The 25,568-nt window shown below is 65.1% G+C and carries 23 protein-coding genes; 11 read left to right on the plus strand and 12 right to left on the minus strand.

Annotation, left to right across the window (positions count from 1 at the left end; all coding sequences use genetic code 11):
• Positions 1–13: 13 nt before the first annotated feature.
• From V2L18_RS15130 to V2L18_RS15140, 3 genes are all read right to left on the minus strand, one after another.
• Positions 14–292 carry a hypothetical protein gene (locus V2L18_RS15130; protein WP_336179092.1) on the minus strand — a complete coding sequence of 93 codons (279 nt, stop codon included), beginning with the start codon at positions 290–292 and terminating at the stop codon, positions 14–16.
• Between the two features lie 304 nt (positions 293–596).
• Complete coding sequence (locus tag V2L18_RS15135) at positions 597–995, minus strand: TIGR02301 family protein (protein WP_336179093.1); 399 nt, start codon at positions 993–995, stop codon at positions 597–599.
• 106 nt (positions 996–1,101) lie between these two features.
• A complete protein-coding gene (locus V2L18_RS15140) occupies positions 1,102–1,614 on the minus strand; it encodes a hypothetical protein (RefSeq protein WP_336179094.1) in 513 nt (170 codons plus the stop codon).
• 88 nt (positions 1,615–1,702) lie between these two features.
• Here V2L18_RS15140 and V2L18_RS15145 point away from each other — a divergent pair, with 88 nt between their 5' ends.
• Both V2L18_RS15145 and V2L18_RS15150 read left to right on the plus strand, forming a co-directional pair.
• Entirely contained in the window at positions 1,703–2,503 is an 801-nt protein-coding gene (locus V2L18_RS15145) for an SOS response-associated peptidase (protein ID WP_336179095.1), read from the plus strand.
• 115 nt (positions 2,504–2,618) lie between these two features.
• Positions 2,619–3,446: a methyltransferase gene (locus V2L18_RS15150; RefSeq protein ID WP_336179096.1), complete on the plus strand. Its 828-nt coding sequence runs from the start codon at positions 2,619–2,621 to the stop codon at positions 3,444–3,446.
• Between the two features lie 73 nt (positions 3,447–3,519).
• Here the strand turns inward: V2L18_RS15150 and V2L18_RS15155 are convergent, their stop codons facing one another.
• On the minus strand, positions 3,520–4,950 hold the full coding sequence (locus V2L18_RS15155) for an FAD-binding oxidoreductase (protein WP_336179097.1): 1,431 nt from the start codon (positions 4,948–4,950) through the stop codon (positions 3,520–3,522).
• Positions 4,951–5,146: 196 nt separating this feature from the next.
• Here V2L18_RS15155 and fabI point away from each other — a divergent pair, with 196 nt between their 5' ends.
• The 3 genes from fabI (at position 5,147) to V2L18_RS15170 (ending at position 9,364) form a co-directional block, all read left to right on the plus strand.
• The gene (gene fabI, locus V2L18_RS15160) at positions 5,147–5,959 is read left to right on the plus strand and encodes an enoyl-ACP reductase FabI (protein WP_336179098.1); all 813 of its coding nucleotides are present in this window, start codon (positions 5,147–5,149) and stop codon (positions 5,957–5,959) included.
• A 411-nt stretch (positions 5,960–6,370) separates the two neighbouring features.
• Positions 6,371–8,563, plus strand: coding sequence for a methyl-accepting chemotaxis protein (locus V2L18_RS15165; RefSeq protein WP_336179099.1), 2,193 nt, complete (start codon positions 6,371–6,373; stop codon positions 8,561–8,563).
• A gap of 207 nt (positions 8,564–8,770) precedes the next feature.
• Positions 8,771–9,364 carry a histidine phosphatase family protein gene (locus tag V2L18_RS15170; protein ID WP_336179100.1) on the plus strand — a complete coding sequence of 198 codons (594 nt, stop codon included), beginning with the start codon at positions 8,771–8,773 and terminating at the stop codon, positions 9,362–9,364.
• Between the two features lie 37 nt (positions 9,365–9,401).
• Here V2L18_RS15170 and V2L18_RS15175 read toward each other — a convergent pair whose 3' ends face one another.
• Entirely contained in the window at positions 9,402–9,659 is a 258-nt protein-coding gene (locus tag V2L18_RS15175; RefSeq protein ID WP_336179101.1) for a DUF1344 domain-containing protein, read from the minus strand.
• A 369-nt stretch (positions 9,660–10,028) separates the two neighbouring features.
• Here V2L18_RS15175 and V2L18_RS15180 point away from each other — a divergent pair, with 369 nt between their 5' ends.
• A complete protein-coding gene (locus V2L18_RS15180) occupies positions 10,029–11,498 on the plus strand; it encodes a TrkH family potassium uptake protein (protein ID WP_336179102.1) in 1,470 nt (489 codons plus the stop codon).
• 22 nt (positions 11,499–11,520) lie between these two features.
• Here V2L18_RS15180 and V2L18_RS15185 read toward each other — a convergent pair whose 3' ends face one another.
• Positions 11,521–13,005 carry a TrkH family potassium uptake protein gene (locus V2L18_RS15185; protein WP_336179103.1) on the minus strand — a complete coding sequence of 495 codons (1,485 nt, stop codon included), beginning with the start codon at positions 13,003–13,005 and terminating at the stop codon, positions 11,521–11,523.
• Positions 13,006–13,204: 199 nt separating this feature from the next.
• On the opposite strand from V2L18_RS15185, the gene aroC reads away from it, so the two are divergent.
• Positions 13,205–14,290 (plus strand): chorismate synthase, encoded by a 1,086-nt coding sequence (aroC, locus tag V2L18_RS15190; protein WP_336179105.1) that lies wholly within the window; start codon positions 13,205–13,207, stop codon positions 14,288–14,290.
• Between the two features lie 84 nt (positions 14,291–14,374).
• Here aroC and V2L18_RS15195 read toward each other — a convergent pair whose 3' ends face one another.
• On the minus strand, positions 14,375–15,313 hold the full coding sequence (locus V2L18_RS15195; protein WP_336179106.1) for a sulfurtransferase: 939 nt from the start codon (positions 15,311–15,313) through the stop codon (positions 14,375–14,377).
• Between the two features lie 177 nt (positions 15,314–15,490).
• On the opposite strand from V2L18_RS15195, the gene V2L18_RS15200 reads away from it, so the two are divergent.
• Positions 15,491–15,985: an Lrp/AsnC family transcriptional regulator gene (locus V2L18_RS15200; protein WP_336179107.1), complete on the plus strand. Its 495-nt coding sequence runs from the start codon at positions 15,491–15,493 to the stop codon at positions 15,983–15,985.
• 420 nt (positions 15,986–16,405) lie between these two features.
• Here the strand turns inward: V2L18_RS15200 and V2L18_RS15205 are convergent, their stop codons facing one another.
• A complete protein-coding gene (locus V2L18_RS15205) occupies positions 16,406–17,284 on the minus strand; it encodes an NAD(P)-dependent oxidoreductase (RefSeq protein ID WP_336179108.1) in 879 nt (292 codons plus the stop codon).
• A 103-nt stretch (positions 17,285–17,387) separates the two neighbouring features.
• Positions 17,388–18,533, minus strand: a complete 1,146-nt coding sequence (locus V2L18_RS15210; protein ID WP_336179109.1) for a PLP-dependent aspartate aminotransferase family protein — start codon at positions 18,531–18,533, stop codon at positions 17,388–17,390.
• Positions 18,534–18,728: 195 nt separating this feature from the next.
• Between V2L18_RS15210 and ribB the strand changes: the two genes are divergently transcribed.
• Positions 18,729–20,045, plus strand: a complete 1,317-nt coding sequence (gene ribB / locus V2L18_RS15215; RefSeq protein WP_336179110.1) for a 3,4-dihydroxy-2-butanone-4-phosphate synthase — start codon at positions 18,729–18,731, stop codon at positions 20,043–20,045.
• Positions 20,046–20,156: 111 nt separating this feature from the next.
• A complete protein-coding gene (locus V2L18_RS15220; protein ID WP_336179111.1) occupies positions 20,157–20,693 on the plus strand; it encodes a hypothetical protein in 537 nt (178 codons plus the stop codon).
• 324 nt (positions 20,694–21,017) lie between these two features.
• Here V2L18_RS15220 and V2L18_RS15225 read toward each other — a convergent pair whose 3' ends face one another.
• Positions 21,018–21,476, minus strand: a complete 459-nt coding sequence (locus V2L18_RS15225; RefSeq protein WP_336179112.1) for an Lrp/AsnC family transcriptional regulator — start codon at positions 21,474–21,476, stop codon at positions 21,018–21,020.
• A gap of 141 nt (positions 21,477–21,617) precedes the next feature.
• Between V2L18_RS15225 and ald the strand changes: the two genes are divergently transcribed.
• Positions 21,618–22,736, plus strand: coding sequence for an alanine dehydrogenase (ald, locus tag V2L18_RS15230; RefSeq protein ID WP_336179113.1), 1,119 nt, complete (start codon positions 21,618–21,620; stop codon positions 22,734–22,736).
• A 300-nt stretch (positions 22,737–23,036) separates the two neighbouring features.
• Here the strand turns inward: ald and V2L18_RS15235 are convergent, their stop codons facing one another.
• Positions 23,037–24,101, minus strand: a complete 1,065-nt coding sequence (locus tag V2L18_RS15235; protein ID WP_336179114.1) for a class I SAM-dependent methyltransferase — start codon at positions 24,099–24,101, stop codon at positions 23,037–23,039.
• A 43-nt stretch (positions 24,102–24,144) separates the two neighbouring features.
• Positions 24,145–25,374 (minus strand): class I SAM-dependent RNA methyltransferase, encoded by a 1,230-nt coding sequence (locus tag V2L18_RS15240; protein ID WP_336179115.1) that lies wholly within the window; start codon positions 25,372–25,374, stop codon positions 24,145–24,147.
• Positions 25,375–25,568 lie beyond the last annotated feature (194 nt).

A 25,568-nucleotide genomic window follows, 5' to 3' on the forward strand; every position in this document is an offset into this window, starting at 1 on the left:
GTCGTCGCGTCGGCTATTGCAGCGTCCGGTTGACGGTGTATTCGCCTTCCAGAATACGGCGCGGCAACCCTTCGGCCAGTTCGGCGACCGCCGTCTCGCCATAGGCCGCGACGAGATCGATCAGCGCGGTAAAGAGCGCGGCGTGAGCCACCGCGTCCGCGTCGACGCCATCGGCGATCGCGTCCGCCCACGCATCGCTGATGTAGCTCATCGCAAGACGCCGCTCGTCCTCGGGACGAATGCCGTCTTCTGCTTCTTCGCTCAGGATCTCGTCTTTTTCGTCAATAATCATAAAGATCTGCCACCGCTGCGGAACCGCGGAACATCCTTTGATGTGCCTTCGATCCGAATCAGAAGGTAACACGTCTTGGCGGTCGGAACATCGGTAAGGTTGAGCAAGTGTTAATAACTAATGAAAGATTCAACAGGAAAGGTTAACCTTCTGTCCCGCGACGGCACGTCTTCCGCAACGGAGCGAAGGAAATATAGCCGGTAAAACAAGGCATTGGCGATCGCCAATGGAGAAGCTCCACAGCTCACCGCAAAGGATGCGCCGAATCAACGAGTTGGAGGCCGGCGTTGAAGGGCGTTTCGGCTCAGCGGCTGTAGCGGGCGCTGATTTCGGCGGACAGTTCCGCCCCTTCCGCCATGTAGGTTTCCACCGCGCGCCGCGCTGAGGGGGTGCATTCACGGTAAACAGATGCGAATGCCCGGTAGCCGCGGTTGAAGCGTTCCACCAGTTTGCGCCGCCGGTCCTCGTCGGTTCCCTCCGCCGCCACCAGCGCGTTCATCTCGTCGCGCCAGCGGCTGCCGTCCTGTGCGCCGCAAAGCGCGCGCAGATAGTGGATGGACCCGAGCAGTTCCGAAAGGCGGAGCAGGCTCTCCTCGTAAGGCGGCGCATCCGCGGCGGCGGACGGGCGCGCGGTGACCGCGAGGGCGGAAAGCGCAAGAACGGCAATGAGGAGGGCGCGAGCCCCGCGAAGCGGCGTTGTCATGGCGGGATAATGGTCGCGCGCGACACCGCGTGCAAGCTGGAAGAAAAGGGCCGGGCGGAGCCCGTGCAGCCAGTGCTGCCCGTGCCGCCCAGGGCGTTCGGCGCCGTCAGGCGAACAGCGCGTCGATATCTGCCTGCGAGGATTCGCTTTCCGCGTCGCCGTCGGACGACGGTGTCGTGTCGTGGCCGTGGATCACGCCGCCGGCTTCCGCGATCAGCGGCTTCACGCGTTCCGCCGCTTCGCTGGCGATGTCGCCGATCCGGTCCGGGTCGGCATCCTCGAGCGCGCATTGCGCCATGTGCACTTCGGAATTGATCTCCGCCGTCAGCGTGTCGAAGGTGCCGCGTTCGGCGATCGGCGCGGCGTTGTAGGCCCGCACCGCCAGTTCCTTGGCGGCGAAATTGGAATTCATGAAGTGGTCGGCATAGCTCAGCGGCTGCCAGGCCAGAACGTCGGCCATGCACTCCGGCATGTCCGACAAAAGCTCCAGCAGCATCACCACTTCGTTGAAATGATTCAGATAGTCGGTGGCCAGACCGGTCTTGGGATTTATGTTGGCCTCCACCAGCTTGTCGTGGCTGAGATCGCCGTGTCCGATCGTCTCGCGTTCGTCCAGCATCACTGGTGTTTTCCTTCTAGAAATCGACAAGATTCTATAAAGAGTGTCTTGCCAATTGCTTACCTTCAGCCATCAGGAAAAAAGCATAGTGTGTGGACGTTTCAGCCTGACTGCGACCCCGGAAGAATTGCGGATGCTGTTCGCTTATGGCGACCGGCCGAACTTCCCCCCGCGCTACAATATCGCGCCCACGCAACCCATCGCGATCGTCCGTCTGGAGCAGGGCGAGCGGCGTTTCGCGCTGGTGCGCTGGGGGCTTGTGCCGGGCTGGGTTAAGGACCCATCGCAATTCTCGCTGCTGATCAACGCGCGCGCGGAGACGGCGGCGGAAAAACCGGCTTTCCGCACCTCCATGCGCCATGCGCGCTGTCTGATTCCCGCAAGCGGCTTTTATGAATGGCGCAAGATGGGCGACGGGCCCAAGCAGCCCTACTGGATCGCGCCGAAGGACGGCGGGGTCGTCGCCTTCGCGGGTCTGTGGTCCGACTGGTCGGGGACGGACGGCAGCCAGGTCGATACCGCCGCCATCCTCACCACGAATGCCAATGCCACGCTGGCACCGATCCATAACCGCATGCCCGTGGTGATCGCGCCAGAAGACTTCGAGCGCTGGCTCGACATCGCCCATACCGAGCCGCGCCACGTGAAGGATCTGCTCGTCCCGCCGCCGGACGATCTCTTCCACGCCGTGCCCGTCTCCACACGCGTCAATGCGGTCGCAAACGACGATGCGGATCTGCACAGACCGGTGGATGAACCTGCGCTGTCCTCCCGCGGTGCCCGCCCGGCGGGCGAGACGGCCCGTCCGAAGCCGAAAAGGGCGCCGGGCGGCAGTCGCTCCTCCGGCGGCAAGGCGGGCGACAATGACGATCAGTTCGATCTCTTCTGAGCGTTGTCGCGGCCGGCGCCGGGGCTCGGCGCGCTTGCGCCGGGCGCGCGCCTGTGCGTATCACGGCGCCGCGGTGCCGGGCTGATCCGGAACCGGCCGTCAAAAGGCATGGATGATGGACGATTTCGACGAAGAGGCACTGGCGGAGGCCTACAATCGCGGCCTGCAGCTTGAAAGGGAGGGGGATCTGGCAGCGGCCCTTGCGGCCTACCGCGAGGCGCTGGAGATCGATCCGGACGATCATTGCGGTATCACCATCCGTCTTGCCGCGATGGGCCGGGGCGAAGCGCCCGACAAGATGCCGGATGCCTACGTGGCCACGCTTTTCGACCAGCACGCCGACGATTTCGACGAGATCCTCGTCGACCGGCTCGGCTACTGCGTCCCGCTGCTGCTGCGCGAGGCGCTGCGCGTTCACGCCCCCGGGCCCTATCCGCGCGGGCTCGACCTCGGCTGCGGCACCGGGCTTTCCGGGCTGGCGCTGTCGGATATCTGCGAAGCGATGACCGGCGTCGACCTGTCCGAACGCATGGTCGAGATCGCCTTCGACCGGGGCGTCTATGCGGATCTCTACACCGGCGAGGCGGTGGAGTTCCTGCGGGAATTCGAGGATGAGGACGATAGCCGCCCGACCTGGGACCTGATCGTCGCCACCGATGTCTTTCCCTATCTGGGCGCGATCGAGGCGATGGTGGCCGGCGCCGCCGACAGGCTGAACGCTGCGGGCGTCTTCGCGTTTTCGACCGAGACGCTCGATGAGGCGTCGTTTGCCGGCCGGCGCTACGTCCTGGGCGAAAGCCGCCGCTATGCCCAGCATCCGGGATATGTCCGCGAGACGCTCGAGGCTCACGGCTTCACGCTTATCGCGATGGACGAGATCACGGTACGCGCCGAAAACGGCGCGCCTGTGCCGGGGCATCTGGTGCTCGCGCGCAAGGGCTGAAGCGCCCGGAGGCAGGCGGGGCGCGAAAGCCGCCGCCCCCCCCCAACCACCTCCGGGGGAGCCCGGTTCCCGGCTACAGCATCTTGCCGGGGTTCATGATCCCGTTCGGATCGAACGTCGCCTTGAGCGCGCGCATCATGTCGAGTTCGACGTCGCTCTTCACCTTCGGCAGCAGGTGGCGTTTCTGGATGCCGATGCCGTGCTCGGCCGAGATCGAGCCGCCAAGCTCGGCGACGATCTCGTGGACGATCGCGTTCGCCTCGTCCCAGCGCGCCAGGAACGCCTCCTTGTCGCCGTCCACCGGCTGGGAGATGTTGTAGTGGATGTTGCCGTCGCCCATGTGCCCGAACGGGCAGGGGCGGCAGCCGGGAATCGCGTCCTCGACCGCCCTGGTGGCCCGTTCCAGAAATTCCGGGATCCGGGCGACGGGCACCGACACGTCGTGTTTGATCGAGCCGCCTTCCATCTTCTGCACATCCGACATGCCGTGGCGCAGGCGCCAGAACGCCTCGCGATGGGCAAAGCTCTCGGCAAGCGCGGCATCATCGACCAGCCCGTGTTCGAACGCGTCCTCGAAGATCAGCTCCATCAGCGCGCGCGCGGCTTCAGCGTCGCTGCCTGATGAAAGCTCCATCAGCACGTACCAGGGATGCGGCGCCATCAGCGGATCGCGGGCGCCGTCCAGGTGCTTCAGCGTGAATTCGATGCCCAGCCGCGGCATCAGTTCGAAGCCCGTTAGCATCGATCCCGCCCGCGCGCGTGCCATGTTGAAGAGCTTCAGCGCGCCCTCCGGGTCGCTCAGTCCGGCGAATGCCACTTCCTGCGCCTTGGGCGCGGGGAAAAGCTTCAGCACAGCGGCCGTGACGATCCCCAGGGTGCCCTCCGCGCCGATAAACAATTGTTTCAGATCGTAACCTGTATTGTCCTTGCGAAGCTTCCTCAAGCCTTCCCAGACGCGTCCGTCGGGCAGCACGACCTCCACTCCGAGAATGAGTTCGCGGGTGTTGCCGTAGGCCAGCACGGCGGTGCCGCCGGCGTTGGTGGAGAGGTTGCCGCCGATCTCGCAGGAGCCCTGCGCGCCGAGCGTCAGAGGGAAGAGGCGGCCGATCTTTTCCGCCTCCTGATGGATCGTCTCCAGCACCACGCCGGCCTCCACAGTCATCGTGTTGCCGGTCTCGTCGATCTCGCGGATGCGGTTCATCCGCGACAGCGAGACGATGACCTGGGCCCCGGAAACGTCGGGGATCTGGCCACCGACCAGGCCCGTGTTGCCCCCCTGCGGCACGACGGCGACGCCCTCCGCGTTCGCCAGCTTCAAGATCTCCGACACTTCCTGCGTGCAGCCGGGCCGCAGCACAAGCGCGGTCTTGCCCGGATACAGTTCGCGCGGTTCGACCAGATAGGAGGCGGTATCGGCCTCCGCTGTGAGGGCGTTCTTTTCGCCGACGATGGCGGCAAAACGAGCGATGAGTTCGGCGGAAGGTCTGGCAGGGCTGTTTGTCATCTGGCGCGGTCTCGATGCGAGTTTGGAGCGCTACAAAGAAGGCTTACCCGTCGTTTAAAGCCGTGAACGGATTTTGCCAACATCGACTTGGGCGTCTTGAAGCTTCAAGGGGCCTGTGCCATAGGAGGCCGGCCCCAACTCCGCGTTCGTATGGTGCGCGCGGGCAATGTTGGGGCTTTGGTTTTAGGGGATGACGATGGCGGAAACAGGCGGACTGATGAAGGGCAAGCGCGGCCTGATCATGGGCATTGCAAACAATCGGTCAATTGCCTGGGGTATCGCGAAGGCGTTGAAGGATGCCGGTGCGGAACTCGCGTTCACCTACCAGGGCGATGCCCTGAAGAAGCGTGTCGAGCCGCTTGCGGCCGAACTCGACGGAATCGTGGTCGGGCATTGCGACGTCACCGACGAGACGACGATCGACGCGGTCTTTGCCGAGGTCGAGAAGCAGTGGGGCAAGATCGATTTTCTGGTCCATGCCATCGCCTTTTCCGACAAGGACGAACTGACCGGCCGCTACGTCGACACGACGCCGGAGAACTTCTCCAAGACGATGCTGATCTCCTGCTATTCGCTGACAACGATCGCGCGGCGGGCGGAAAAGCTGATGACAGATGGCGGCGCGATCCTGACGCTGACCTATTTCGGCGCCGAGCGCGTCATGCCGAACTACAACGTCATGGGCGTCGCCAAGGCGGCGCTGGAGGCGAGCGTGCGCTATCTGGCGGTCGACCTCGGTCCCAGCAACGTCCGCGTCAACGCCATTTCGGCAGGCCCGATCAAGACGCTCGCGGCTTCGGGCATCGGCGATTTCCGCTACATTCTGAAGTGGAACGAGTACAACTCGCCGCTGCGTCGCAACACGACGATCGACGAGGTCGGCGATGCCGCGATGTTCCTGGTGTCCGACCTTGCGCGTGGCATCACGGGCGAGGTGACGCACGTCGATTCCGGCTACCACGTCGTCGGCATGAAGAACGTCGACGCGCCCGATATCACCACAGTGTAATCCGGGCACCGGCCTGCTTTTAGTGCTGCGCGGCCATTGCCCGCGCAGTCGCATCGCATGTCGGTATCATCCATTAGTGCAGTTTGAGGCCCCGTTGCCGGACACGTCCGTCCGGCAACGGGGCCTTTTGTTTTTTTGCGCCACGCGGTTGTCTCGGGGGCGCATTCCGATCGCGTCCCTCGTGCGTTTTAGCTGTGGTGCAAAATGTCGGCGTAAGAGTGGGTGTCTTAATTTTAATTGTTCAAATAAATCTCACGAATAATAGTGGTTATACGTATATCCTGAAGTAATGAATATTTAATGCCGGAAAATTACAAGGGTACTGAGGGGAATTCTCTGCTCGCAAGCGGCTTGTGAGTGAAACGTGTCTGAACGCCGACTGCTCACCGTTGGCTCTATAGGGACCTCCGCATGAACCTGCATTCCGTGAAAGTGAAGATCGTCGCTGTTTCGACCGTTTGCGTCCTGGCCGCAATCGGAGCCTTGGTGGGCTTCAGCATCTTCTCGGTGGACCGGACCGCCCGTTACGTCGAGACGAATGTGGAGAAACTTCTCGACGCCAGCAGTCGGGAATCCTTGCAGCGTCTGGCAGCTTCCCAGGCGAGTGTGATCGAGACGGAGGTGAGCGCCGCATTCAACGCCGCGCGCAATATGGCGCGGGCGCTGGAGGTTGTGGCTGGCGACGGTTCGGATGCCACCGCACCCGACAAGCGGCGCGCGCAGCTGAATGCGATTCTGCTCGGCGTGCTGAAGGACAATCCGCGTTTCAACGGGACTTACAGCGCCTGGATGCCGAACGCGCTCGACGGCAACGATGCGGCCTTCGTCGGCAACAACAGCGTCGGCTCTGATGATACCGGTCGCGCCCTGCCGTACTGGACGCGCGATGCGGATGGCAAGATCGCGTTGCAGCCGCTGGTCGAATACGACAGCACCGCCCTCCATCCCAACGGGGTGATGAAGGGTGGCTGGTTCATCGGACCGCAGACCACAGGCAAGGAAAGCGTTCTGGCGCCTCTGCCCTATATCGTTCAGGGCAAGTCAGTCTATCTGGCGACCCTGTCCGTGCCGATCATGATCGACGGCAAGTTCGCCGGTGTTGCCGGCGCCGATTTCAATCTCGATTTCGTGCAGACGCTCGCCGAGGAGGTGAAGCAGCGCGTCTACAACGGGCAGGGCGATGTGACGATCGTCACCAGCACCGGCCTCGTCGTCGCCTCCTCGCAGATGCCTGCAGCCGTTGGCGGGCCGCTCGATCAGGTGGATCCGGAGGCTGCGAAGCAACAGGACATTCTGCGCAACGGCACGGCGACGGTTCAGCTCGATCCGAATACCGACATGCTCCAGGTCTTTTCCCCCGTTGCACTTGGCCGCACCGGGCAGGCCTGGTCGGTGCTGATCACGGTTCCCCGCTCGGTCGTGATGGCGGATGCCACCGCGCTCTCCAATTCGCTCAGCGAACGCAGTTCCAACGAAGTGAGCTGGCAGGTGATCACCGGTCTTGTGATCGCGTTGGTTGCCACCGTGTGCATGGCCTTCCTCGCCCGCGGCATTTCTCAGCCCATCACGCGCCTCACCGCCGCTTTGCGCAAGCTGGCGACCGGAGAGACGCTGGACGAGATCGCCGGCGCCGACCGACGCGACGAGATTGGCGACATCGCCCGTGCCGTGGACCAGATCCGCGTCGCGGCCGAAGAGGAGGCGAGAAACAAGGCCGAGGCGGACGCGGCCAACCGGGCCCGACAGGAAGAAGAACGCCGCAGCACCATGATGCGGCTGGCTGACGAATTCGAACGCTCGATGGCGGCTGTCGTCACGGGCGTTGTCGGGGCGGCCGACAAGCTGAAGGGGGCCTCCGGCGTCATGAATTCTGTCACGAAGAAGGTCGTGGCGGAATCCGAATCGGCATCCGCCGCCTCCAGCGAGGCCTCCAGCAATGTGCAGACTGTGGCCTCCGCGGCGGAGGAGCTGTCGGCTTCCATCGGCGAGATCAAGCGTCAGGTGGACGAATCCGCGCGGATCGTCGGGCTGGCGGCGACGGATGCGGAAAGCACGGCGGAGAAGGTGCGCGAACTGTCCAGCGCCGCCACGCGCATCGGTGACGTGATCGACCTGATCGACACGATCGCGAACCAGACCAACCTGCTGGCACTGAACGCGACCATCGAGGCGGCGCGTGCGGGAGAGGCCGGCAAGGGCTTTGCGGTCGTCGCGGCCGAGGTCAAGCAACTGGCCGAGCAGACCTCCAAGGCAACTTCGGAGATCGCCACGCAGATCGGCGAGATCCAGAACTCCACCCAGTCCTCCGCAACCGCCATCGTCGGCATTACGGAAGTGATCGAGCGGATCAACCAGGTCTCCGCGGCCATCGCCGATGCGGTGTCCGAACAGGGTACGGCCACCCAGGAGATTTCCCACTCCGTGGTGCAGGCTTCCGAAGGTTCCTCGCAGGTGTCGGAGAACATCCGCGGCATCAACGCCGCTGCCTCCGATGCCACCAGCGCGGCCAGCGAAGTCCAGGCCGCGGTTGATGAACTGGGGTCGCAGTCGACCACCCTGCGTCGGGTGATGGACGAGTTCCTCAAGACCGTCCGCGCCGCCTGACAAGGGCGGGCCGGGAAGACAAATGCGCAAAACGGGGGAGGCGGGCCGCACGCTCGTCTCCCCCGCTTTTCGTCGGGCGCCCGGTGTGTCCGCAGCCGACCAGTCGCGCCCGTGGACGGTTTTGATCTCTCGCGGCTTGCCCGCAGCCATCGGGGCGGCCATAGTCTGCGCGGACGTCTCCCCCTGCCTGCCTTCAACGGACCGCTCATGTCGTTCACGATGATCTTCATTCGCCACGGCGAAACGCCATGGAACGTCGAAGGCCGCCTTCAGGGCCAGCGCGAGATCGACATAAGCGACCGGGGCCGTGCCCAGGCGCGCCGCAACGGTCGCACGGTGCGGGCCTATTTCGAGGCCGCCGGGCGCGATCCGGAAAGCTTCGCCTATCTCGCCTCGCCGATGCGGCGGACCTGCGAGACGATGCGGCTGGTGCGTGCGGAACTCGGCCTCGATCCCGATGCCTTCGAGCGCCACGATGTGTTGAAGGAACTGACCTTCGGCGAATGGGAAGGCTTCACCATGCCGGAACTGAAGGCGCGCGACAGGGCTTCTGTCCGGGCGCGCCGGGCCGACAAGTGGGGCTTCGTGCCGCCGGGCGGCGAGAGCTACCAATGCCTGTCGCGGCGCATCGCCGACTGGCTCCCGACGGTAAAGAAAGACGCCGTCGTGGTGACCCATGGCGGCGTCCTCAGGGTGTTGCGCGGGCTCGTCTTCCAGGCGCCGTCAAGCTGCGTGCCGATGCGGCCGATCGATCAGGACCGCGTCCTCATCGTGCAGGGCCGGCTCGGAACCTGGCTCTGAATGCCCGTCTCTTGCGGCGCGCGGATTTGCGATGCGCCTATTCGCCGATCTCCAGATCGGTGATGACGTTCTCGCCTTCCACGACCTCGTACTGGATCACGACCGTCATGCCGGGCTCCAGATCCTCGACGTAGAACTCCTCGGGGATGGCGAAGGTGCGGTTGCCGTCGAGCACCAGCACATAGTTTTCGGGATCGATCGACGCGATCTTGCCACGCGCCTCGTCTGCGAAGGCGGACACGGAGGCGAACGTCATGAAGGCGAGCGCGAGCGCTGCCCGGACAAAGGAAGCCATCGGGGTATTCCTTGATAGAAGGCCGTTGGTTCCGGCCTGCGAAAATGTTGCTGACGAACGCCCCGTCGGTTGCGCCGCCTCCGGGCGTCTTCTGGGCGCTGCGGCGGACCTTGACCGTATTGCGGGCAGGTCGGCCGGGCACGTGCTTGGCCGAACGGGACGTTCGCCATTTCATCCATGTTCGCGATTTCGTCAAGTGCTTTCGCACAGGCGCAAAATGGTCTATTCGACGGGGGCCGGGAACGGCGGCGAACGTTCGGTTGCAGCCGTTGCGAAAAGATCCTCGACCCGGTTCGAAACGGTTGCCCCGATCGGCGCCCGGCACCTCTTAAGATCCCGCGAAGAGCCCCCTTTGTGACGGAACATGGCGTGACTGCGAAAGCCCAATCGGCCGCCGATCGCCGAAACCTGGTGATCTTTCCGATCGGCTGGCTGCTGATCGTGATCGCGCTCGCCGAGATGCTGCTGGTGATGGTGTCGGTCTCGCTGCTCGATGGCGAGACCCAGGCCTTTCTCGTCTCCTCCGTGGGCACGTTCATGCTCGGCGTGGCGATCATCGTCACCTTCGCGCCGACCCGCTATGGAATGGATTTCCGCCAGGCCGTGCTGTTCGTCACGATGGCCTGGGTGGTGGTGCCCTTCGTCGCCGCCGTGCCGCTGATGCTGTCGCCCGACGGGCTGTCGGTCGCCGACGCTTATTTCGAGACGGTGTCGGCCATCACCACCACCGGCTCCACGGTCATGAGCGGGCTGGACGAGCAACCCGAGACCGTCCTCCTGTGGCGTTCGATCATGCAATGGGTCGGCGGCATCGGCATCATCGGCATGGCGCTGGTGATCTTTCCCTTTCTCCGGCTCGGCGGCATGCAGCTCTTCAAGCTTGAATCCTCCGACCGGTCGGAAAAGCTCTTCTACCGCTCCGGCCAGCTCGCCTTCGCGATCTTCGCCATCTACATGCTGATCACGGGTGCCTGCATCCTCGCCTACCGGGTCGGCGGCATGAGCTGGTTCGACGCGCTGAACCACGCCTTCACCACCGTGTGCACCGGCGGCTTTTCCACCCACGATGCCTCGATGGGCTATTTCGACAGCGCCTTCATCGACTGGGCCTCGGTGTTCTTCATGGCGGCCTCGGGCATTCCGTTCCTGACCTACGTGCGCCTGGCCCGGCGCGCCCAGCCCTCCAGCCGGGTGGAAACGCAGGTTGTCGGGTTCCTGTCGTTCCTCGCCGTCACATCCTTCGCCATCGCCATCTGGCTCGTCGCCGTCGACGGCATCCCCTTTGCCACGGCCCTGACGCAATCGGCTTTCAACGTCGTCTCCGTCGTCACCACCACGGGGTACGCGAGCCAGGACTATCTGACCTGGGGCACGCCGGTGGCCGGCATGTTCTTCCTGCTCACCTTCGTGGGCGGTTGCACCGGATCGACAGCCGGCGGCATCAAGATCTTCCGCTTCCAGGTGCTCGGCCGCATGATCAGCCAACTGATGACGCGCCAGAGCTTCCCGCACGCCATCGTCGTGCCACGCTACGGCGCACGCGTCCTGTCAGACGAGGAAACGGCCTCGGTCTGCGTCTTCTTCTTTCTCTATATCGCGACCTGGCTGGGCGTCGCGCTGCTGCTGCAGCTGGCCGGCGTCGATCCCATGACGGCGCTTTCCGGCTCGATCACCGCGCTCTCGAACGTCGGGCCCGGGATCGGTCCGGTGGTGGGACCCGCCGGCAATTTCGCCTCGCTGCCCGATGCCGCGAAATGGATCCTGTCGGCGGCCATGCTCATCGGCCGGCTGGAAATCATGACCGTGTTCGTGCTTCTGGTGCCGGCCTTCTATCGCTGAGCCGGCCGGAGGCGCGCCCGCCTCAGCGCCGCCAGTAATCCACGAGAAGCAGCACGTAGACGGTGGAGAGCTCCAGCCGTCCCAGCAGCATGGCGAGCGCCAGCAGCCATTTCGCCGTGTCGGTGAGCCCGGCGAAGTTGCCGGCCGGACCGATTGCCGGAGAGAGCCCGGGTCCGGCGTTGGCCATCGCCTGGGCGACCGCGCTTGAGGCGGAGAGAAAGTCGGTCCCCGTCGCCATCACGCCCAGCGACAGCACCAGCAGCGTGATCACGTACATGAAGAAGAAGTTGCGCACGCCGTCGACCATGTCGCTATCGACCGTCCTGCCGCCGTAGCGCGTGACCACCACCCGGTGCGGCGAGGGCATCTGCCGCAACTGCGCCGTAAGGCTGGAGAACAGGATCTGCCAGCGGAAGATCTTGATGGAGCCCGCGGTGGACCCGGCGCATCCGCCGACCAGCATCAGCAGGAAGAACAGCCCGACGGCGAACCCGCCCCAGGCGGAGAAGTCGGTGGTGGCAAAGCCGGTATCGGTGAGGACCGACGTGACGTTGAAGGCCGACAGGCGCAGCGCCATGCGGATGTCCATGGCGTTGGCGGACATGTTCCACGCCGTCATGACGACGATGGCGACGGCGAGCACCAACAGGAACACGCGGACCTGCCGTTCCTGCATCGCGCGGCTGCGGTCGCGCAGAAGTTCCGCATACCAGATCAGCGGCAGCGCGCCGGCCGTCATGAAGACGATCGCGATGAGCTCGATCGGCAAGGAGTTGTAATAGCCGAGCGATGCGTCCTTGACCGATAGCCCGCCCGTGGCGATCGTCGTCATCGCGTGGTTGATGGCGTCGAAGCTCGGCATGCCGGCGACGATGAAGCCGATCGCACACGCCGCCGTCAGCCCGACATAGACGGCGATCGTCAGCTCCGTCATCTGCACCACCCGCGCCACCGGCTTTCCCGAGATGTCGGAGGACTCGGTGCGGAAGAGCTGCATGCCGCCGATGCGCAGGAACGGCAGGATGACGATCGCCATGACGACGATGCCGATGCCGCCGAGCCATTGCAGCAGCGAGCGCCACAGCAGCAGCCCCCAGGGCATGGTGTCGAGGCCGGACAGCACGGTCGAGCCCGTCGTCGTCAGTGCGGACATGGTCTCGAAGAACGCGTCCGTGAAGCTCAGGTGCAGCGAGGAAAAGGTCAGCGGCAGCGTCGCGAACGCGCACAGGATCGTCCAGCTCGTCACCGTAAGCAGGAAACCCGCGCGCATCTCGATGACGGGATTGTTCTGGCGCAAAGCGGTGACCAGCGCCGCGCCGACGAAGCACGTCACCATCGCCGACAGGGCGAACACATGCCAGTCGGTGCTGTCGGTCGCCAGGTCGACGAGCATCGGCACCAGCATGGCCGCGGCCAGCAGCAACAGGAGAAGTCCGTTGACGAAGAGGACGAAGCGGACCGATTGGCCAAGCGAGACCTTGGGGGCGAGATCGCTGACAGGCTGCAAGGCGGACCTCTCCGTGGCAGCTTCGGGGCGTGGCGCTTCCGGGCAGTCGGCAAGGCATCCCGGCGGGGCGCCCGCTCATATGCCGCAATGGCCGCCGTCGTCAAGCGCCGCCATTGCGGCCGCAGCGCGCCGGTCGCCCCTTTTCATCTTCCCGGCGAGCGACTAGAACCGCCCCACGCAAGCAATCATCCGGGGCCCCATGTCGCACAACACCTTCGGTCACCTCTTCCGCGTCACCACTTGGGGCGAGAGCCACGGACCCGCGATCGGCTGCGTGGTCGATGGCTGTCCTCCGCTGATCCCGCTTACCGAGGCGGACCTGCAGGGCTGGCTGGAAAAGCGCAAGCCCGGCCAGTCGAAATACACGACCCAGCGCCGCGAGCCGGACGGGGTCCGTATCCTTTCCGGCGTCATGGTCGACGAGGACGGCGTCCAGAAGACCACCGGCACTCCGATCTCGCTCGAGATCACCAATGTCGACCAGCGCTCCAAGGATTATTCCGAGATCAAGGAACGCTTCCGCCCCGGTCACGCCGACTACACCTATGACGCCAAGTACGGCATCCGCGACTATCGCGGCGGCGGGCGTTCCTCGGCGCGCGAGACGGCCATGCGGGTGGCGGCCGGCGGCGTGGCGCGCAAGGTGATCCCCGGCATCCGCATTCGCGGGGCGCTGGTGCAGATGGGCCCGCACAAGATCGACCGCAGCCGTTGGGACTGGGCGGAGATCGACAACAACCCGTTCTTCTGTCCCGATCCTGTGGCAGCGGCCGAGTGGGCGGATTATCTGGACGGCATCCGCAAGGCCGGGTCCTCCATCGGCGCCGTGGTTGAGGTCGTGGCCGAAAACGTGCCGGTCGGCCTTGGCGCGCCGATCTACGGCAAGCTCGATGCGGACCTTGCGGCGGCGATGATGTCGATCAATGCGGTCAAGGGCGTGGAGATCGGCAACGGCTTTGCGGCCGCGTCGCTCACCGGCGAGGAGAACGCCGACGAGATGCGCATCGGGCAGGGCGAAACGCCGATCTTCCTGTCGAACAACGCCGGCGGCGTTCTGGGCGGCATTTCGTCGGGCGAGCCGGTGGTGGTGCGCTTTGCCGTCAAGCCGACATCGTCCATCCTCACGCCCCGCCACTCGATCACGCGCACGGGCGAGGAGGTCGACGTGATGACGAAGGGCCGCCACGACCCCTGCGTCGGAATTCGCGCCGTTCCCGTCGGCGAGGCGATGATGGCCTGCGTGCTCGCCGACCATTTCCTGCGCCATCGCGGCCAGATCGGCTAGATCGGTTCACGGCCTGGCGGAAGGGGGCGAGGCGAGGGAGGGGATCCGCTCGCGCCCTTCCTTCGAGACGCCCGCTTTTCTCGTTCAGCTCTTGTTCGGCGCGCCGAGATCGACAGGGCGCTTCGGGTCCATCGTCCAGCCCACCATCGAGGCGTCGTAGAGCTTGACGTGCCTGTAGCCGAGCAGTTCGTGCAGCACGAACCAGTTGGCCGACGCCCAGTGGCCGGTGTTGCAGTAGGAGACGATATCGGCCTGGGGATCGCCGACTTTCGCGCTGGCGATCAACGAAAGCTCCGCCTTCGGCTTCAGCTTTCCGGTCGAAGCATCGAAGAACGTGTCCTGGTCGAGGCTGACGGCCCCGGGCAGTCGCCCCGGACGCGGCGCCAGCTTGTGCTGGGTCTCCCCCGTGAAAAAGGCCTCCGGCCGCGCATCCAGCAGAACCGTCTTCGTCCCCAGATCCTCGGCCACCTCGTCGGTGGAGATGATGATCTCCGGATTGGGTGCGGCGGTGAATTTCTCCGGTGTCGGGGCGACCTTGTTCGTTGAGAGGTCGAGATCGGCCTCCGTCCAGGCCCGTGTGCCGCCGTCCAGAACGGCGAGGTTGTCGAGGCCCAGCTCCTTCAACGTCCAGTAGACGCGGGTGCCGGCGGAAAAGTCCGAGCTGGACTTGCCGCTGGGGACCACGACGACGGCCTTGCCGTTCGTCACGCCGATGCCGCCAAGATAGGCCTCGAGCGCCTCGACGCTCGGCATCTGTGCGGGCACTCCATCGCGTTTCGCCCGCCACGCGCCGGGGTAGGGCGCCGAGATCGCGCCGGGAACATGTCCGCCCTCGTAGGCGGCGGTCTTGTCGTCCGCGCTGGCCGGGCGGATGTCGAGGACGACGAGGTCCTCGTCGCCGATGTGGTCCTTCAGCCAGTCGACCGTGACGAGCGGCTTGAGAACAGGGGTGGCCAGCGTCGCCGTTGCGGAAACGGCAACCGCGGCGAGTGCCGCAAGGATGCTCTTGAACGGGAACAGCATGAGGATCTCCTCGGTGAAGCGATGAGGATTGAATTGACATTCGCACCCAAAAAGGACAAGCGTGCTCAACGAGAAATTAGAAGAAAAATCTATAATTCCACGAGAGTGGGCGCGTGTGAGAATGTAGATGCCGGCAGTAGCGAAAAGTGTAGAAAATAATTCCAAGGGTGTCCGCCGATGATCGACAAGGTCGACCGCCGTATTCTCTCCATCCTGCAGACGGATGCGACCGTTCCCGTCGCCGAGATCGGCCGCCGGGTGGGGTTATCCACCACGCCGTGCTGGCGCCGCATCCAGAAGCTGGAGGAAGACGGCGTCATCCGCAAGCGCGTCGCCCTTCTGGACGCCGCGAAGATCAACGCCAAGGTGACGGCCTTCGTCTCCATCACCACCAACCAGCACACCGACGACTGGCTTAAGAAATTCGCCGACGTGATCCGCGAATTCCCCGAGGTCGTCGAGTTCTACCGCATGGCGGGATCGGTCGACTATCTCCTGCGCGTGGTGGTGCCGGACATCGAGGCCTATGACGTCTTCTACAAGAAGTTGATCGCGAAGATCGACATCGCCGACGTCTCCACCACCTTCGCGATGGAGCAGATCAAGAACACCAGCGAATTGCCGCTGAACTACATTGTCATCGGCAAGGAAAAGGCGGGAAGCTCGGATTAGGGAGTGGTCTTGGCCGCAGCGCGTGGCCAATCCTTCGAGACGCGCTCTTGCGAGCGCTCCTCAGAGTCTGGCTCGGAAATGGTATCAGCGTATGCGCTTTCGACTATTCTCCCCCATACCCCTCCGCCGTCATTGCCCGGCGAAGTCCGGGCAATCCATCGCCAGCTGCGGCATTCGGAGCACGCGCTGGATCACCCGGACTTCGCCGGGTGATGACGATGGAGAGGTATGAAGGCGTTTGGAATTCGGGGGGGGGGAACAAACTACCATTTCTGGGCCTCCTCAGGATGACGTTGTGTGTGTTGCCGGCTTCACTGCACGAGCAACACACACAACGTCATCCTGAGGAGGCCCGAAAGGGCCGTCTCGAAGGATGGGCGATACGCGCTGGATGAGTCCCGTTTGAAGCCTCGCCGCGCTCTACCTGTCCGCCTTTTCCAGCCGGGCGATGAGGCTGGAGGTATCCCAGCGCCGGCCGCCCATGGCCTGCACCTCGGCGTAGAACTGGTCGACCACCGCGGTTACCGGCAGGCGCGCTCCGTTCGCGCGGGCCTCTTCCAGGCAGATCGCGAGATCCTTGCGCATCCAGTCCACCGCGAAACCGAAATCGAACGTGCCTTCGGCCATCGATTTCCAGCGGTTCTCCATCTGCCAGGACTGCGCCGCGCCCTTGGAGATCACGCTGATCACCTTCTCGATGTCGAGATCGGCCTGGCCTGCGAAATGGATCGCTTCCGACAGCCCCTGCACGAGGCCGGCGATGCAGATCTGGTTGACCATCTTGGTGAGCTGGCCGGCTCCCGTCTCGCCCATCAGGCCGACCATCTTGGCGTAACAGTCGATGACGGGCCGCGCCTTGTCGAAGGCATCCGCATCGCCGCCGACCATCACCGTGAGCTGACCGTTCTCCGCCCCGGCCTGACCGCCGGAGACGGGCGCGTCGAGAAACGAGAACCCGTCGGCCTTCGCCGCATCGTAGAGCTCGCGCGCGACATGGGCGGACGCCGTGGTGTTGTCGATGAAGATCGCCCCTTCCTTCATGCCCTTGAAGGCGCCGTCGGGGCCGAGCGTCACGGAGCGCAGGTCGTCGTCGTTGCCGACGCACGAGAACACGAAGTCGCATCCGTCGGCGGCTGCCGCCGGGGTCGATGCCCGTTCCCCGCCGTACTCCTTCACCCAGGCCTCGGCCTTTTCCGCGGTGCGGTTGTAGACGGTCACGTCGTGTCCGCCGCGCGTCTTCAGATGTCCGGCCATCGGATAGCCCATGACGCCGAGACCGATGAATGCGACTTTCGCCATGCTGCGTTTCCCCCTCGAATGTCGTTTCAGGCAATGGAACGGGGCCTCGGCCCTCGTGTCGGGACGAAGCCTAATCCAGATCGGCGCGGCCGCGAAAGAGACCTCAGGCGGAAAGCGCCTGATCGAGGTCTGCTATCAGGTCGTCGGCATGCTCGATGCCGATGGAAAGCCTGAGCAGGTTCTTCGGCACGCCCGTGGCATCGCCCTCGATGGAATAGCGGTGTTCCACCAGGCTCTCCACGCCGCCGAGCGAGGTCGCCCGCAGGAAAATCTGCAGCCGGCCGGCCACCGCCAGCGCCTCCTCAGCGCCGCCTTTGACCAGCACCGAGACGAGCGAGCCGAACCCGCCGCTCATCTGGCGCGCGGCGATATCGTGGCCCGGATGCGTCTCAAGGCCCGGATAGAGAACGCGTTCCACCTTGGCGTGCCCGTCGAGAAAGCGGGCGACAGCCATCGCGTTGGCGTTCATCCGCTCCACACGCAGCGCCAGCGTGCGCAGTCCGCGCACCAGAAGCCACGCCTCGAACGAGCCAAGCACCGCGCCCGCATCGTGCCGCTCTTCCGCGATCAGCCGCCAGCGCTCCGAGGAGGCGTCGCGGGCGGAAACGACGCCGGCCAAAAGGTCGGAATGGCCGTTCAGCGCCTTGGTGGCGGAATGGATGACGAAGTCGGCCCCGAATTTCATCGGCTGGCAGACAAGCGGCGTCGACGCGGTCGCATCGACCACCAGAACCGCGCCGGCCTCATGGGCCGCGTTCGCCGCCGCCTCGATGTCCGTCACCTTCAGCGTCGGGTTGGACGGGGTTTCGATGAAGACAAGGTCGGCCGCGCTCTCTTCCAGCGTTTCGGCAAGTCGTGCCGGGTCGCTGGTGTCGCATTCGATCAGCGCCAGCGCGTTGCGCTTGCAGAACTTGCGCACCCAAACGGTCGTGCCCCAGTAGATGCCGGACTGCACGACCACCGCCGCCCCTTGCGGCACGGAACGGAACACGGCCGCGATCGCCGCCATGCCGGAGGCGAAGACGCGGGCCTCCTCGGCGCCTTCCATCCGCGCGATCAGCGCCTCGGCCTGGCGGTAGAGATCGTTGTCGTCGCGCGAATAGAGGTGGCCTGCGCTCGTCAGCGCATAATTTTCGTCGCGGGCGAAGGTGGTCGCGAGCGGGATGCCGGGCACCACGGCGCCGGTGCGCGCATTCGGCTTGCCGCCGGCGTGGGCGAGGATGGTGGCGATGTTCTTGTCTGTGCTCATGACGGCTCCCGACTGGTCGATTTTCTTTGAGGGATACGCACTGAAGGACGATTAGGAAAGCGGAATCGGGCGCGATCGATTGCCCGGCCCTGCGCGCGGGGGTAAACTGAGCCATTATCGGACTGGTTTTCAGTCCTGCTGAAATTCTTTCAATTTTTCATTGCTACTGAAATCGTCGGATCCTAAATTGTGCGCATGCGTCTCGACGAATGGCTTGTTCAAGCCAAGGAAACCCGTTCAGCCTTTGCCCGTCGCGCCGGTCTTTCGCCGGCGGCCGTCACCGCCTTGTGCAACGATCCCGATGTGTGGATCTCGCGCGAGACCGGGGCGCGCATCGCGAATGCCACGGACGGCGCCGTCACGCCCAACGACTTTCTCGGGCTGCGGCCCGCAAAGGATACCGACATGTCCCAGTCCCGCGTCGCGGAAGCCATCCGTGCATTCGAGAACGGCGAGATCGTCGTCGTGACCGACGATGACGACCGCGAGAACGAAGGCGACCTGATTCTCGCCGCCACCCATGCCACGCCGGAAAAGCTGGCCTTCATCATCCGCCACACCTCCGGCATCGTCTGCGCGCCGATCACCCGCGAGCTTGCCCGCAAGCTGCGCCTTGATCCGATGGTCAGCGACAACGACGCGCCGCATTCCACCGCCTTCACCATTTCCATCGACTACAAGCACGGCACGACGACCGGCATTTCGGCCGAGGATCGCACCGCCGCCGTGCGCGGTCTGGCCAATCCCAATTCCGGCGCCGCCGATTTTGTCCGTCCCGGCCATGTCTTTCCTCTGATCGCCAAGGATGGCGGCGTGCTGATGCGCTCCGGCCATACGGAGGCTGCCGTCGATCTCTGCCGGCTCGCGGGTCTGCCCGAGGTCGGCGTGATCTGCGAGATGGTCAACGACGACGGCACCGTGACGCGCGGGCCTCAGGTGACCGAATTCGCCAACAAGCACGGGCTGAAGCAGGTTTCCGTCGCCGATCTCATCGCCTGGCGCCAGCGCAAGGAAAAGCTGGTGGAACGCGTCTACGAGCAGACGATCGAGACGGCCGCCGGCCCCGCCTACGCAATCACCTATTCCACGCCCTACGATCCGATGGATCATCTCGCCATCGTCTACGGCGACATCCTCGACGGCCGCAGCGTGCCGGTGCGCCTCCATCTGGAATCGGTGATCGACGATGTCTTCGGCCGGGTCCAGCCGCTCGATGCGATCATGAAGGGGCTGGCCGAGCGCGGCCGCGGCGTGGTGGTCTACCTGCGCGAGGGCTCCGTCGGCGTCACCCGCCAGTCGCGCCGCGCGCGCATGGAACTGGCGCAGGACAAGGAGGAGCACGCCTCCGCCCAGGCTCGCTCGGACTCATGGCGCGAGATCGGTCTCGGCGCGCAGATCCTCAAGGATCTCGGCGTTTCGTCCATCCGCCTGCTGACCTCGCGCGAGCGCCACTATGTGGGCCTGGAAGGCTTCGGCATCCAGATCGAGTCGACCGAGATCATCGACGGTTGAGCCCGCAGTGAGCCTCCTGGCCTGCCCGCGGGTTTTGCCCAAGGGCCGGCCGATGGCGTCGCAAATGGTGCGCGGTTATAGTTGCGCATCGAAACGGCCGCCGGATCGCGCATGGAAACAGCACTGCCCCACGACCCCTTCGAGGACCTGCGCCCGCGCCCCTTCTCGACCGGCTATCGCCCGGGCAGCGGAGAGGGGCCGGTCTATGGCGGGCTTGCCGGCGCCGTGCTGGCGGGGTTCCTTGCCGCCTACTGGGGCGATCCCCGGCTCTATGTCCTGACCGCCCTCGGGCTCATCCTGTCGTTCTATTTCTTTCCGCTGGTGGAGCTGCGCCGCCCCCAGCTCGGCGCCAACGACGACGGCCTCTTCATCTCCGGCATCGGCTTCATTGCCTGGGCGGAGATTTCGCATCTGGAGCTCTTCAACACGGCCGTGCGCCAGATCCAGCTCTCGACGCTGATCGTCACGCTGCATCGCCCGCTTGAAGATGCGGTGGCAAAGCCGGAAAAAACGGCTTGGTACCGGGCCCTGATGGCCCGACCCTACCGCCGCAAGGGGGATACCCGCATCGACATCCCGCTCCACCCGCTGAAGGGAACGCCGGAAGAGATCCTGGGGCGGTTGCAGGCGTATCGGGCGGGCGGGTGATAATCCGGTTCGCGCGCCAGAGCATGTCGTGATTTGGCGGAAGCAAGTCGCCCATCGTTCGAGACGGCCTTTTCAGGTCTCCTCAGGGCCTGGCCCGAAAATGATATCGGGTTGCGCGCTTTCGGCTATGCCCCTCATACCCCTCCGCCGTCATTGCCCGGCGAAGTCCGGGCAATCCAAAGTCAGCCACGGCATTCGGGACAAGCGCTGGATCACCCGGACTTCGCCGGGTGATGACGGTAGAGAGGTATGAAGGCGCGTAGAATTCGGGGCGAAGAGCCAACGACCATTTGCGGGCCGGCCTCTAAAACGCGCCGAGGCGCCTCACACCGGCAGCTTCGTCGTCCGCTTCACCGTTCTCAGCGTCAGCATCGACTGCACCCGGTCCACGCCCGGCAGGCCGGTCAGCGTGTCCTTGTGCATGCGCTCAAGGTCTTCCGTGTCGCGATAGGCGATGCGGAGCATGTAGTCGTATTGCCCGGCCAGCAGATAGCACTCCAGGATTTCCGGAATGTTCGCCACCGCCTTCTCGAACCGGTCGAGTTCCTCGCGCCGCTGGCCCTTCAGCGTCACCTGCACGAAGGCCGTACCGGCGAGCCCCACCGACTTGGCGTTCAGCAGCATGGCGTAGCCCGCTATGATGCCGGCTTCCTCCAGCATCTTGGTGCGGCGCAGACAGGCGGAAGGCGACAGGTTCACCAGTTCCGCCAGCTCCGCGTTGGTCAGCCGGCCATTGTCCTGCAGCGCGCGCAGGATGGCCTTGTCGCGAGCGTCGAATTTCATATGCAATTTCTATGATCGGAATTTACGGTCCATTTTCGCAGACTATGCGATCATCTGCTGCAACAATACGTCAAAACGAAAGATAATTGACGAAAGGGCGGTTCAATCTGTGCCTCGGGAACAGATGAAAGGAGACCCTCGATGAGGATCGGCATCCCGAAGGAAATCAAGAACCACGAGGACCGGGTGAGCGTCATCCCGGCCGGCGTGCAGGAATTCGTTGCCCATGGCCATTCGGTGCTGGTGGAAACCGGCGCCGGCCTCGGCGCCGGGCTTTCCGACGAGGCCTATGCGGCGGCGGGAGCGAAGATCGCGCCCGATGCGGAAACGGTCTTTGCCGAAAGCGACATGATCGTGAAGGTGAAGGAGCCGCAGGCGGTGGAGCGCAAGCGTCTGCGCGAGGATCACATCCTCTTCACCTACCTTCACCTCGCGCCTGATCCGGAACAGACCATGGACCTGATCGCATCGGGTGCCACCTGCATCGCCTACGAGACGGTGACGAACGCCGCCGGCGGCCTGCCGCTCCTGATGCCGATGTCGGAGGTCGCCGGCCGCATGTCGATCCAGGCCGGCGCCCATTGCCTTGAAAACGCGCAAGGTGGCTGCGGCATGCTGCTGGGCGGCGTGCCGGGTGTGCCGCCCGCCGATGTGCTCGTCCTCGGCGGCGGCATGGCGGGCACGCATGCGACCCAGATGGCGCTGGGCCTTGGCGCCAGCGTCACCGTGGTCGACCGTTCCGCCGACGTGCTGCGCCGGTTGAACGCGCAGTTCGGCACGGCGGTGAAGACCGCCTATTCCAACGCGCACACGCTGGCCGAACTGGTGGCCAATGCCGAGCTTGTCATCGGCACGGTGCTGATCCCCGGCGCGTCCGCGCCCAAGCTCATCACGCGCGACATGCTGTCGACCATGCGCAAGGGCTCGGCCATCGTCGACGTCGCCATCGATCAGGGCGGCTGCACTGAGACGAGCCATGCCACCACCCATTCCGATCCCACCTACGTGGTCGATGGCGTGGTGCATTACTGCGTGGCCAACATGCCGGGCGGCGTGGCGCGTACCTCCACCTTCGCGCTTGCCAACGCAACGCTGCCCTTCGCGATTGCGCTCGCCGACAAGGGCTGGAAGCAGGCGCTGTCCGATGATCCGCACCTGAAGGCCGGCCTCAACGTGCAGGGCGGCCGCATCACCTACAAGGCGGTTTCGGAAGCGCTTGGGAAGGCCTACGTCGAGGCCGACAAGGCGCTCGCGGCATAAGGCGAAAAAGGCGCGGCGCGCTCCGGGAAGGGCGTGCGTGCATCTCGAACGAAGGTCTCCGGTGCCGCAACGTGGCCCCGAAGACCTCTCGCGCACCTCCAGGCACCAATCCTTCCGGCGTCATCCCAGACGCACTGCAACGTGAAACGTTGCCGTGCAGACCTGGAACCTCCAGCGGTAGACCCGGCGCCTCGGTCCCGGGCCTGCGAAGCGTCACTGGCGTGCCGCATCGCGTCCGAGATGACGCTGGAGGGATTGAAGCTGGCAATGACGGGCGCCAAGGGGGAGCACCCCGTCCGCTCAGCCCTTGCGATACACGCTCACCCGCGAAACATACGCGTTCCACGCCTCCTCACGAACAAGCCCGTGCGGTGCGAACAGCGCGTCCAGATCCTCGCGCACGAAGCCCTCGTAATAGGGCTCCTTGAAGAGCCGCGGGAAAAGCTCCAGCAGTCCGTCATAGTCCGGCTCGTCGCCCATTTGCAGCGTGTCGATGAAGACGAGCAGTCCGCCCGGTTTCAGCACGCGGCCGAGTTCGCCGGCAACGGCCTTGCGCGCTTCGGGCGGAAGTTCGTGGAAGAGGTAGACGACGCTCGCCGCATCGAGGCTTTCGTCTGCAAGCGGCAGGCTTTCCGCAAGGGCGGCAATGAACCGCCGGTCCCGCGCCCGCCGCGCCAGTCCCGCGCCGTGACGCAGATAGGGTTCCGACACGTCGATACCGATGGCCGGCAGGCGCGGAAAGGCGCGCGTCACTTCGCGCAGCATGTTGCCCGTGCCGCAGGCGATATCGGCATATTGCAGCCTGCGTTGGTCCTTCTCCCGCACCAGACGGCTGAGCGGCACCAGTCCCTGCCGGCGCATGGCGGCGGCCGATCCGTTGAACAGAACCTCCACCTGGAAATCGTAGAGATCGGCGGATTGCTCCGACATCCAGCCATCCGCCTGGAAGTGGAAATCCTGCATGTAGTAGGGCTCGTTCGATGCTGCGGTAGCGTCATCGTCCGCCGCGCGCCGCCGGTGGGCCGCCTCCGGCACGTCGGCGTAGAAGAGCCGGGTCCGGCGCAGCAGAGCGGCCAGTCCCCCCGGTTCGCCGGCCGGCATCGGATAGTGCCCAGCCTCCACATTGGCGAGGTCGCTTGCCTGCAGCCGCGCGATATCGGCAATGATGCGCCGCTCGCTCGGCACCGGGCCCTGCGGTGGGGCGATACGGTAATCGGGGTAGCGCGCGCCGATGCGCTGGTCGATGCGGCGGGTTGCGTAGCGGTGGGCGCCGTACCAGGCGAGCCGACCCATGCTTTGCGCGGCAAAGCGGGCACGCCGCGTCCAGCCCGAAACCAATTGCGATCGTTCCTGCGTCTCCGCCATGGCCTTGTCCTCCCCTTGGGTCAGAGCCGGACCATGCCTCGCGTCAGGCCCGGTTCAGATGCGCGACCACTTCTATGTGGGGCGAGAACAGGAACTGGTCCACCGGCTGCACCGTACGAAGCCGGTAGCCGCCGTCCACCAGCGTGCGCAGATCGCGCGCCAGCGTTGCCGGATTGCAGGAAACGGCGACGATATCCGCCACCTTCGAGGCCGCAAGCTCGCTCGCCTGCTCCTTCGCCCCGGCACGCGGCGGATCGAAGACGACCGCGTCGAAGCTCTCCAGCTCGTCCACGCGAAGCGGGCTGCGGAAGAGATCGCGCACCTCCTGGGTGACGGTCTTCAACCCCGGCGTCTGCCGCCACGCACGGTCGAGCGCGGCCATCGCCGCCTTGTCGCTTTCTACCGCATGCACGACCGCCGCGCGCGCCAGACGCAGCGCGAAGGTGCCGGAGCCGGCAAAGAGATCCGCCACGCGTTTTGCCTTGCCGACCGCTTCCATAACCGCCTGCGCCATCGCGGCCTCGGCTTCCGCGCTTGCCTGCACGAAGCCGCCCGGGGGCGGCACCATCGCCGCGCCGGCGAAGTCGAGCGCCGGCGGGCGGATCTCGATCACCACCTCGCCATCGACTGAGAGCCTTGCGAAATCCGCTTCCGCCGCCAGCCGTCCGAGGCCGGGAAAGTCGCGCGCTGCCTTGCCGCTTGCGCCCTCGGCCGCCACGTCGAGGCCGGAAACCGTGTCGAGCACCGTCAGCCGCAATTCGCCCTTGCGCGGCGCGAGCTTGTCCGCAAGGCGGGTGAGATCCGGCAGGCTTGCAAGAATGCGCGGCGTGACGACGGCGCATTCGCTGATCGCCACCAGCCGGTTGGCCATGCGCTCGTGATAGCCGACAAGCACCCGCCCGCCGGCCCTGACCGCCGTCAGCACGGCGCGGCGCCGGCTTCCCCTTGAGGCCGGCACGATCGGCGAGATCTCCGCCTCAAGTCCCCGTGAGGCGAGCGCGGCGGCGACCTGCGCTTCCTTCCAGGCACGGTAGGCGGCGGCGTCCATGTGTTGCAGCGCACAGCCGCCGCAGGTGCCGAAATGCCGGCAGACCGGCTCGACGCGCGACGGGGAGGGCGTTTTGATCGAAACGAGCCTTGCCCGCTCGCCCTTGCGTTCGATCTCCACTTCCTCGCCGGGAAGCGTGAACGGCACGAAGACCGTCTTGTCATGGATTAAGGCGACACCGTCGCCGCGGTGGGCGAGCTGGTCGATGGTAACGGTCTCGGTCATGCGGGCGTCCTGCCGGAGCATCCTGCGTTCAAGTGAACGCAGACAAGATGCTCCGGTTTTCCTGATAGCGGGCAACATGCGTTTCGCCGGGCTTACAGGATTGCGGCGTCCAAGGCCATGGAAATGGAAGATCGGGACCGGGGCACGCGCCGGTGCCTGCATAAAGGCCCGGTAACCGGGCATCCGATCTCTCC

Origin of the sequence: Breoghania sp. JC706, from assembly GCF_037026715.1 — a bacterium.
In the GTDB taxonomy this organism is placed as follows: domain Bacteria; phylum Pseudomonadota; class Alphaproteobacteria; order Rhizobiales; family Stappiaceae; genus Breoghania.

Excerpts from the sequence above, each read along its gene's own strand:
- V2L18_RS15130 (WP_336179092.1), bottom strand. The coding sequence starts at position 292 with ATGATTATTGACGAAAAAGACGAGATCCTGAGCGAAGAAGCAGAAGAC.
- V2L18_RS15135 (WP_336179093.1), bottom strand. The coding sequence starts at position 995 with ATGACAACGCCGCTTCGCGGGGCTCGCGCCCTCCTCATTGCCGTTCTT.
- V2L18_RS15140 (WP_336179094.1), bottom strand. The coding sequence starts at position 1,614 with ATGCTGGACGAACGCGAGACGATCGGACACGGCGATCTCAGCCACGAC.
- V2L18_RS15150 (WP_336179096.1), top strand. The coding sequence starts at position 2,619 with ATGGACGATTTCGACGAAGAGGCACTGGCGGAGGCCTACAATCGCGGC.
- V2L18_RS15155 (WP_336179097.1), bottom strand. The coding sequence starts at position 4,950 with ATGACAAACAGCCCTGCCAGACCTTCCGCCGAACTCATCGCTCGTTTT.
- fabI (WP_336179098.1), top strand. The coding sequence starts at position 5,147 with ATGGCGGAAACAGGCGGACTGATGAAGGGCAAGCGCGGCCTGATCATG.
- V2L18_RS15165 (WP_336179099.1), top strand. The coding sequence starts at position 6,371 with ATGAACCTGCATTCCGTGAAAGTGAAGATCGTCGCTGTTTCGACCGTT.
- V2L18_RS15170 (WP_336179100.1), top strand. The coding sequence starts at position 8,771 with ATGTCGTTCACGATGATCTTCATTCGCCACGGCGAAACGCCATGGAAC.
- V2L18_RS15175 (WP_336179101.1), bottom strand. The coding sequence starts at position 9,659 with ATGGCTTCCTTTGTCCGGGCAGCGCTCGCGCTCGCCTTCATGACGTTC.
- aroC (WP_336179105.1), top strand. The coding sequence starts at position 13,205 with ATGTCGCACAACACCTTCGGTCACCTCTTCCGCGTCACCACTTGGGGC.
- V2L18_RS15195 (WP_336179106.1), bottom strand. The coding sequence starts at position 15,313 with ATGCTGTTCCCGTTCAAGAGCATCCTTGCGGCACTCGCCGCGGTTGCC.
- V2L18_RS15200 (WP_336179107.1), top strand. The coding sequence starts at position 15,491 with ATGATCGACAAGGTCGACCGCCGTATTCTCTCCATCCTGCAGACGGAT.
- V2L18_RS15205 (WP_336179108.1), bottom strand. The coding sequence starts at position 17,284 with ATGGCGAAAGTCGCATTCATCGGTCTCGGCGTCATGGGCTATCCGATG.
- V2L18_RS15210 (WP_336179109.1), bottom strand. The coding sequence starts at position 18,533 with ATGAGCACAGACAAGAACATCGCCACCATCCTCGCCCACGCCGGCGGC.
- ribB (WP_336179110.1), top strand. The coding sequence starts at position 18,729 with ATGCGTCTCGACGAATGGCTTGTTCAAGCCAAGGAAACCCGTTCAGCC.
- V2L18_RS15220 (WP_336179111.1), top strand. The coding sequence starts at position 20,157 with ATGGAAACAGCACTGCCCCACGACCCCTTCGAGGACCTGCGCCCGCGC.
- V2L18_RS15225 (WP_336179112.1), bottom strand. The coding sequence starts at position 21,476 with ATGAAATTCGACGCTCGCGACAAGGCCATCCTGCGCGCGCTGCAGGAC.
- ald (WP_336179113.1), top strand. The coding sequence starts at position 21,618 with ATGAGGATCGGCATCCCGAAGGAAATCAAGAACCACGAGGACCGGGTG.
- V2L18_RS15235 (WP_336179114.1), bottom strand. The coding sequence starts at position 24,101 with ATGGCGGAGACGCAGGAACGATCGCAATTGGTTTCGGGCTGGACGCGG.
- V2L18_RS15240 (WP_336179115.1), bottom strand. The coding sequence starts at position 25,374 with ATGACCGAGACCGTTACCATCGACCAGCTCGCCCACCGCGGCGACGGT.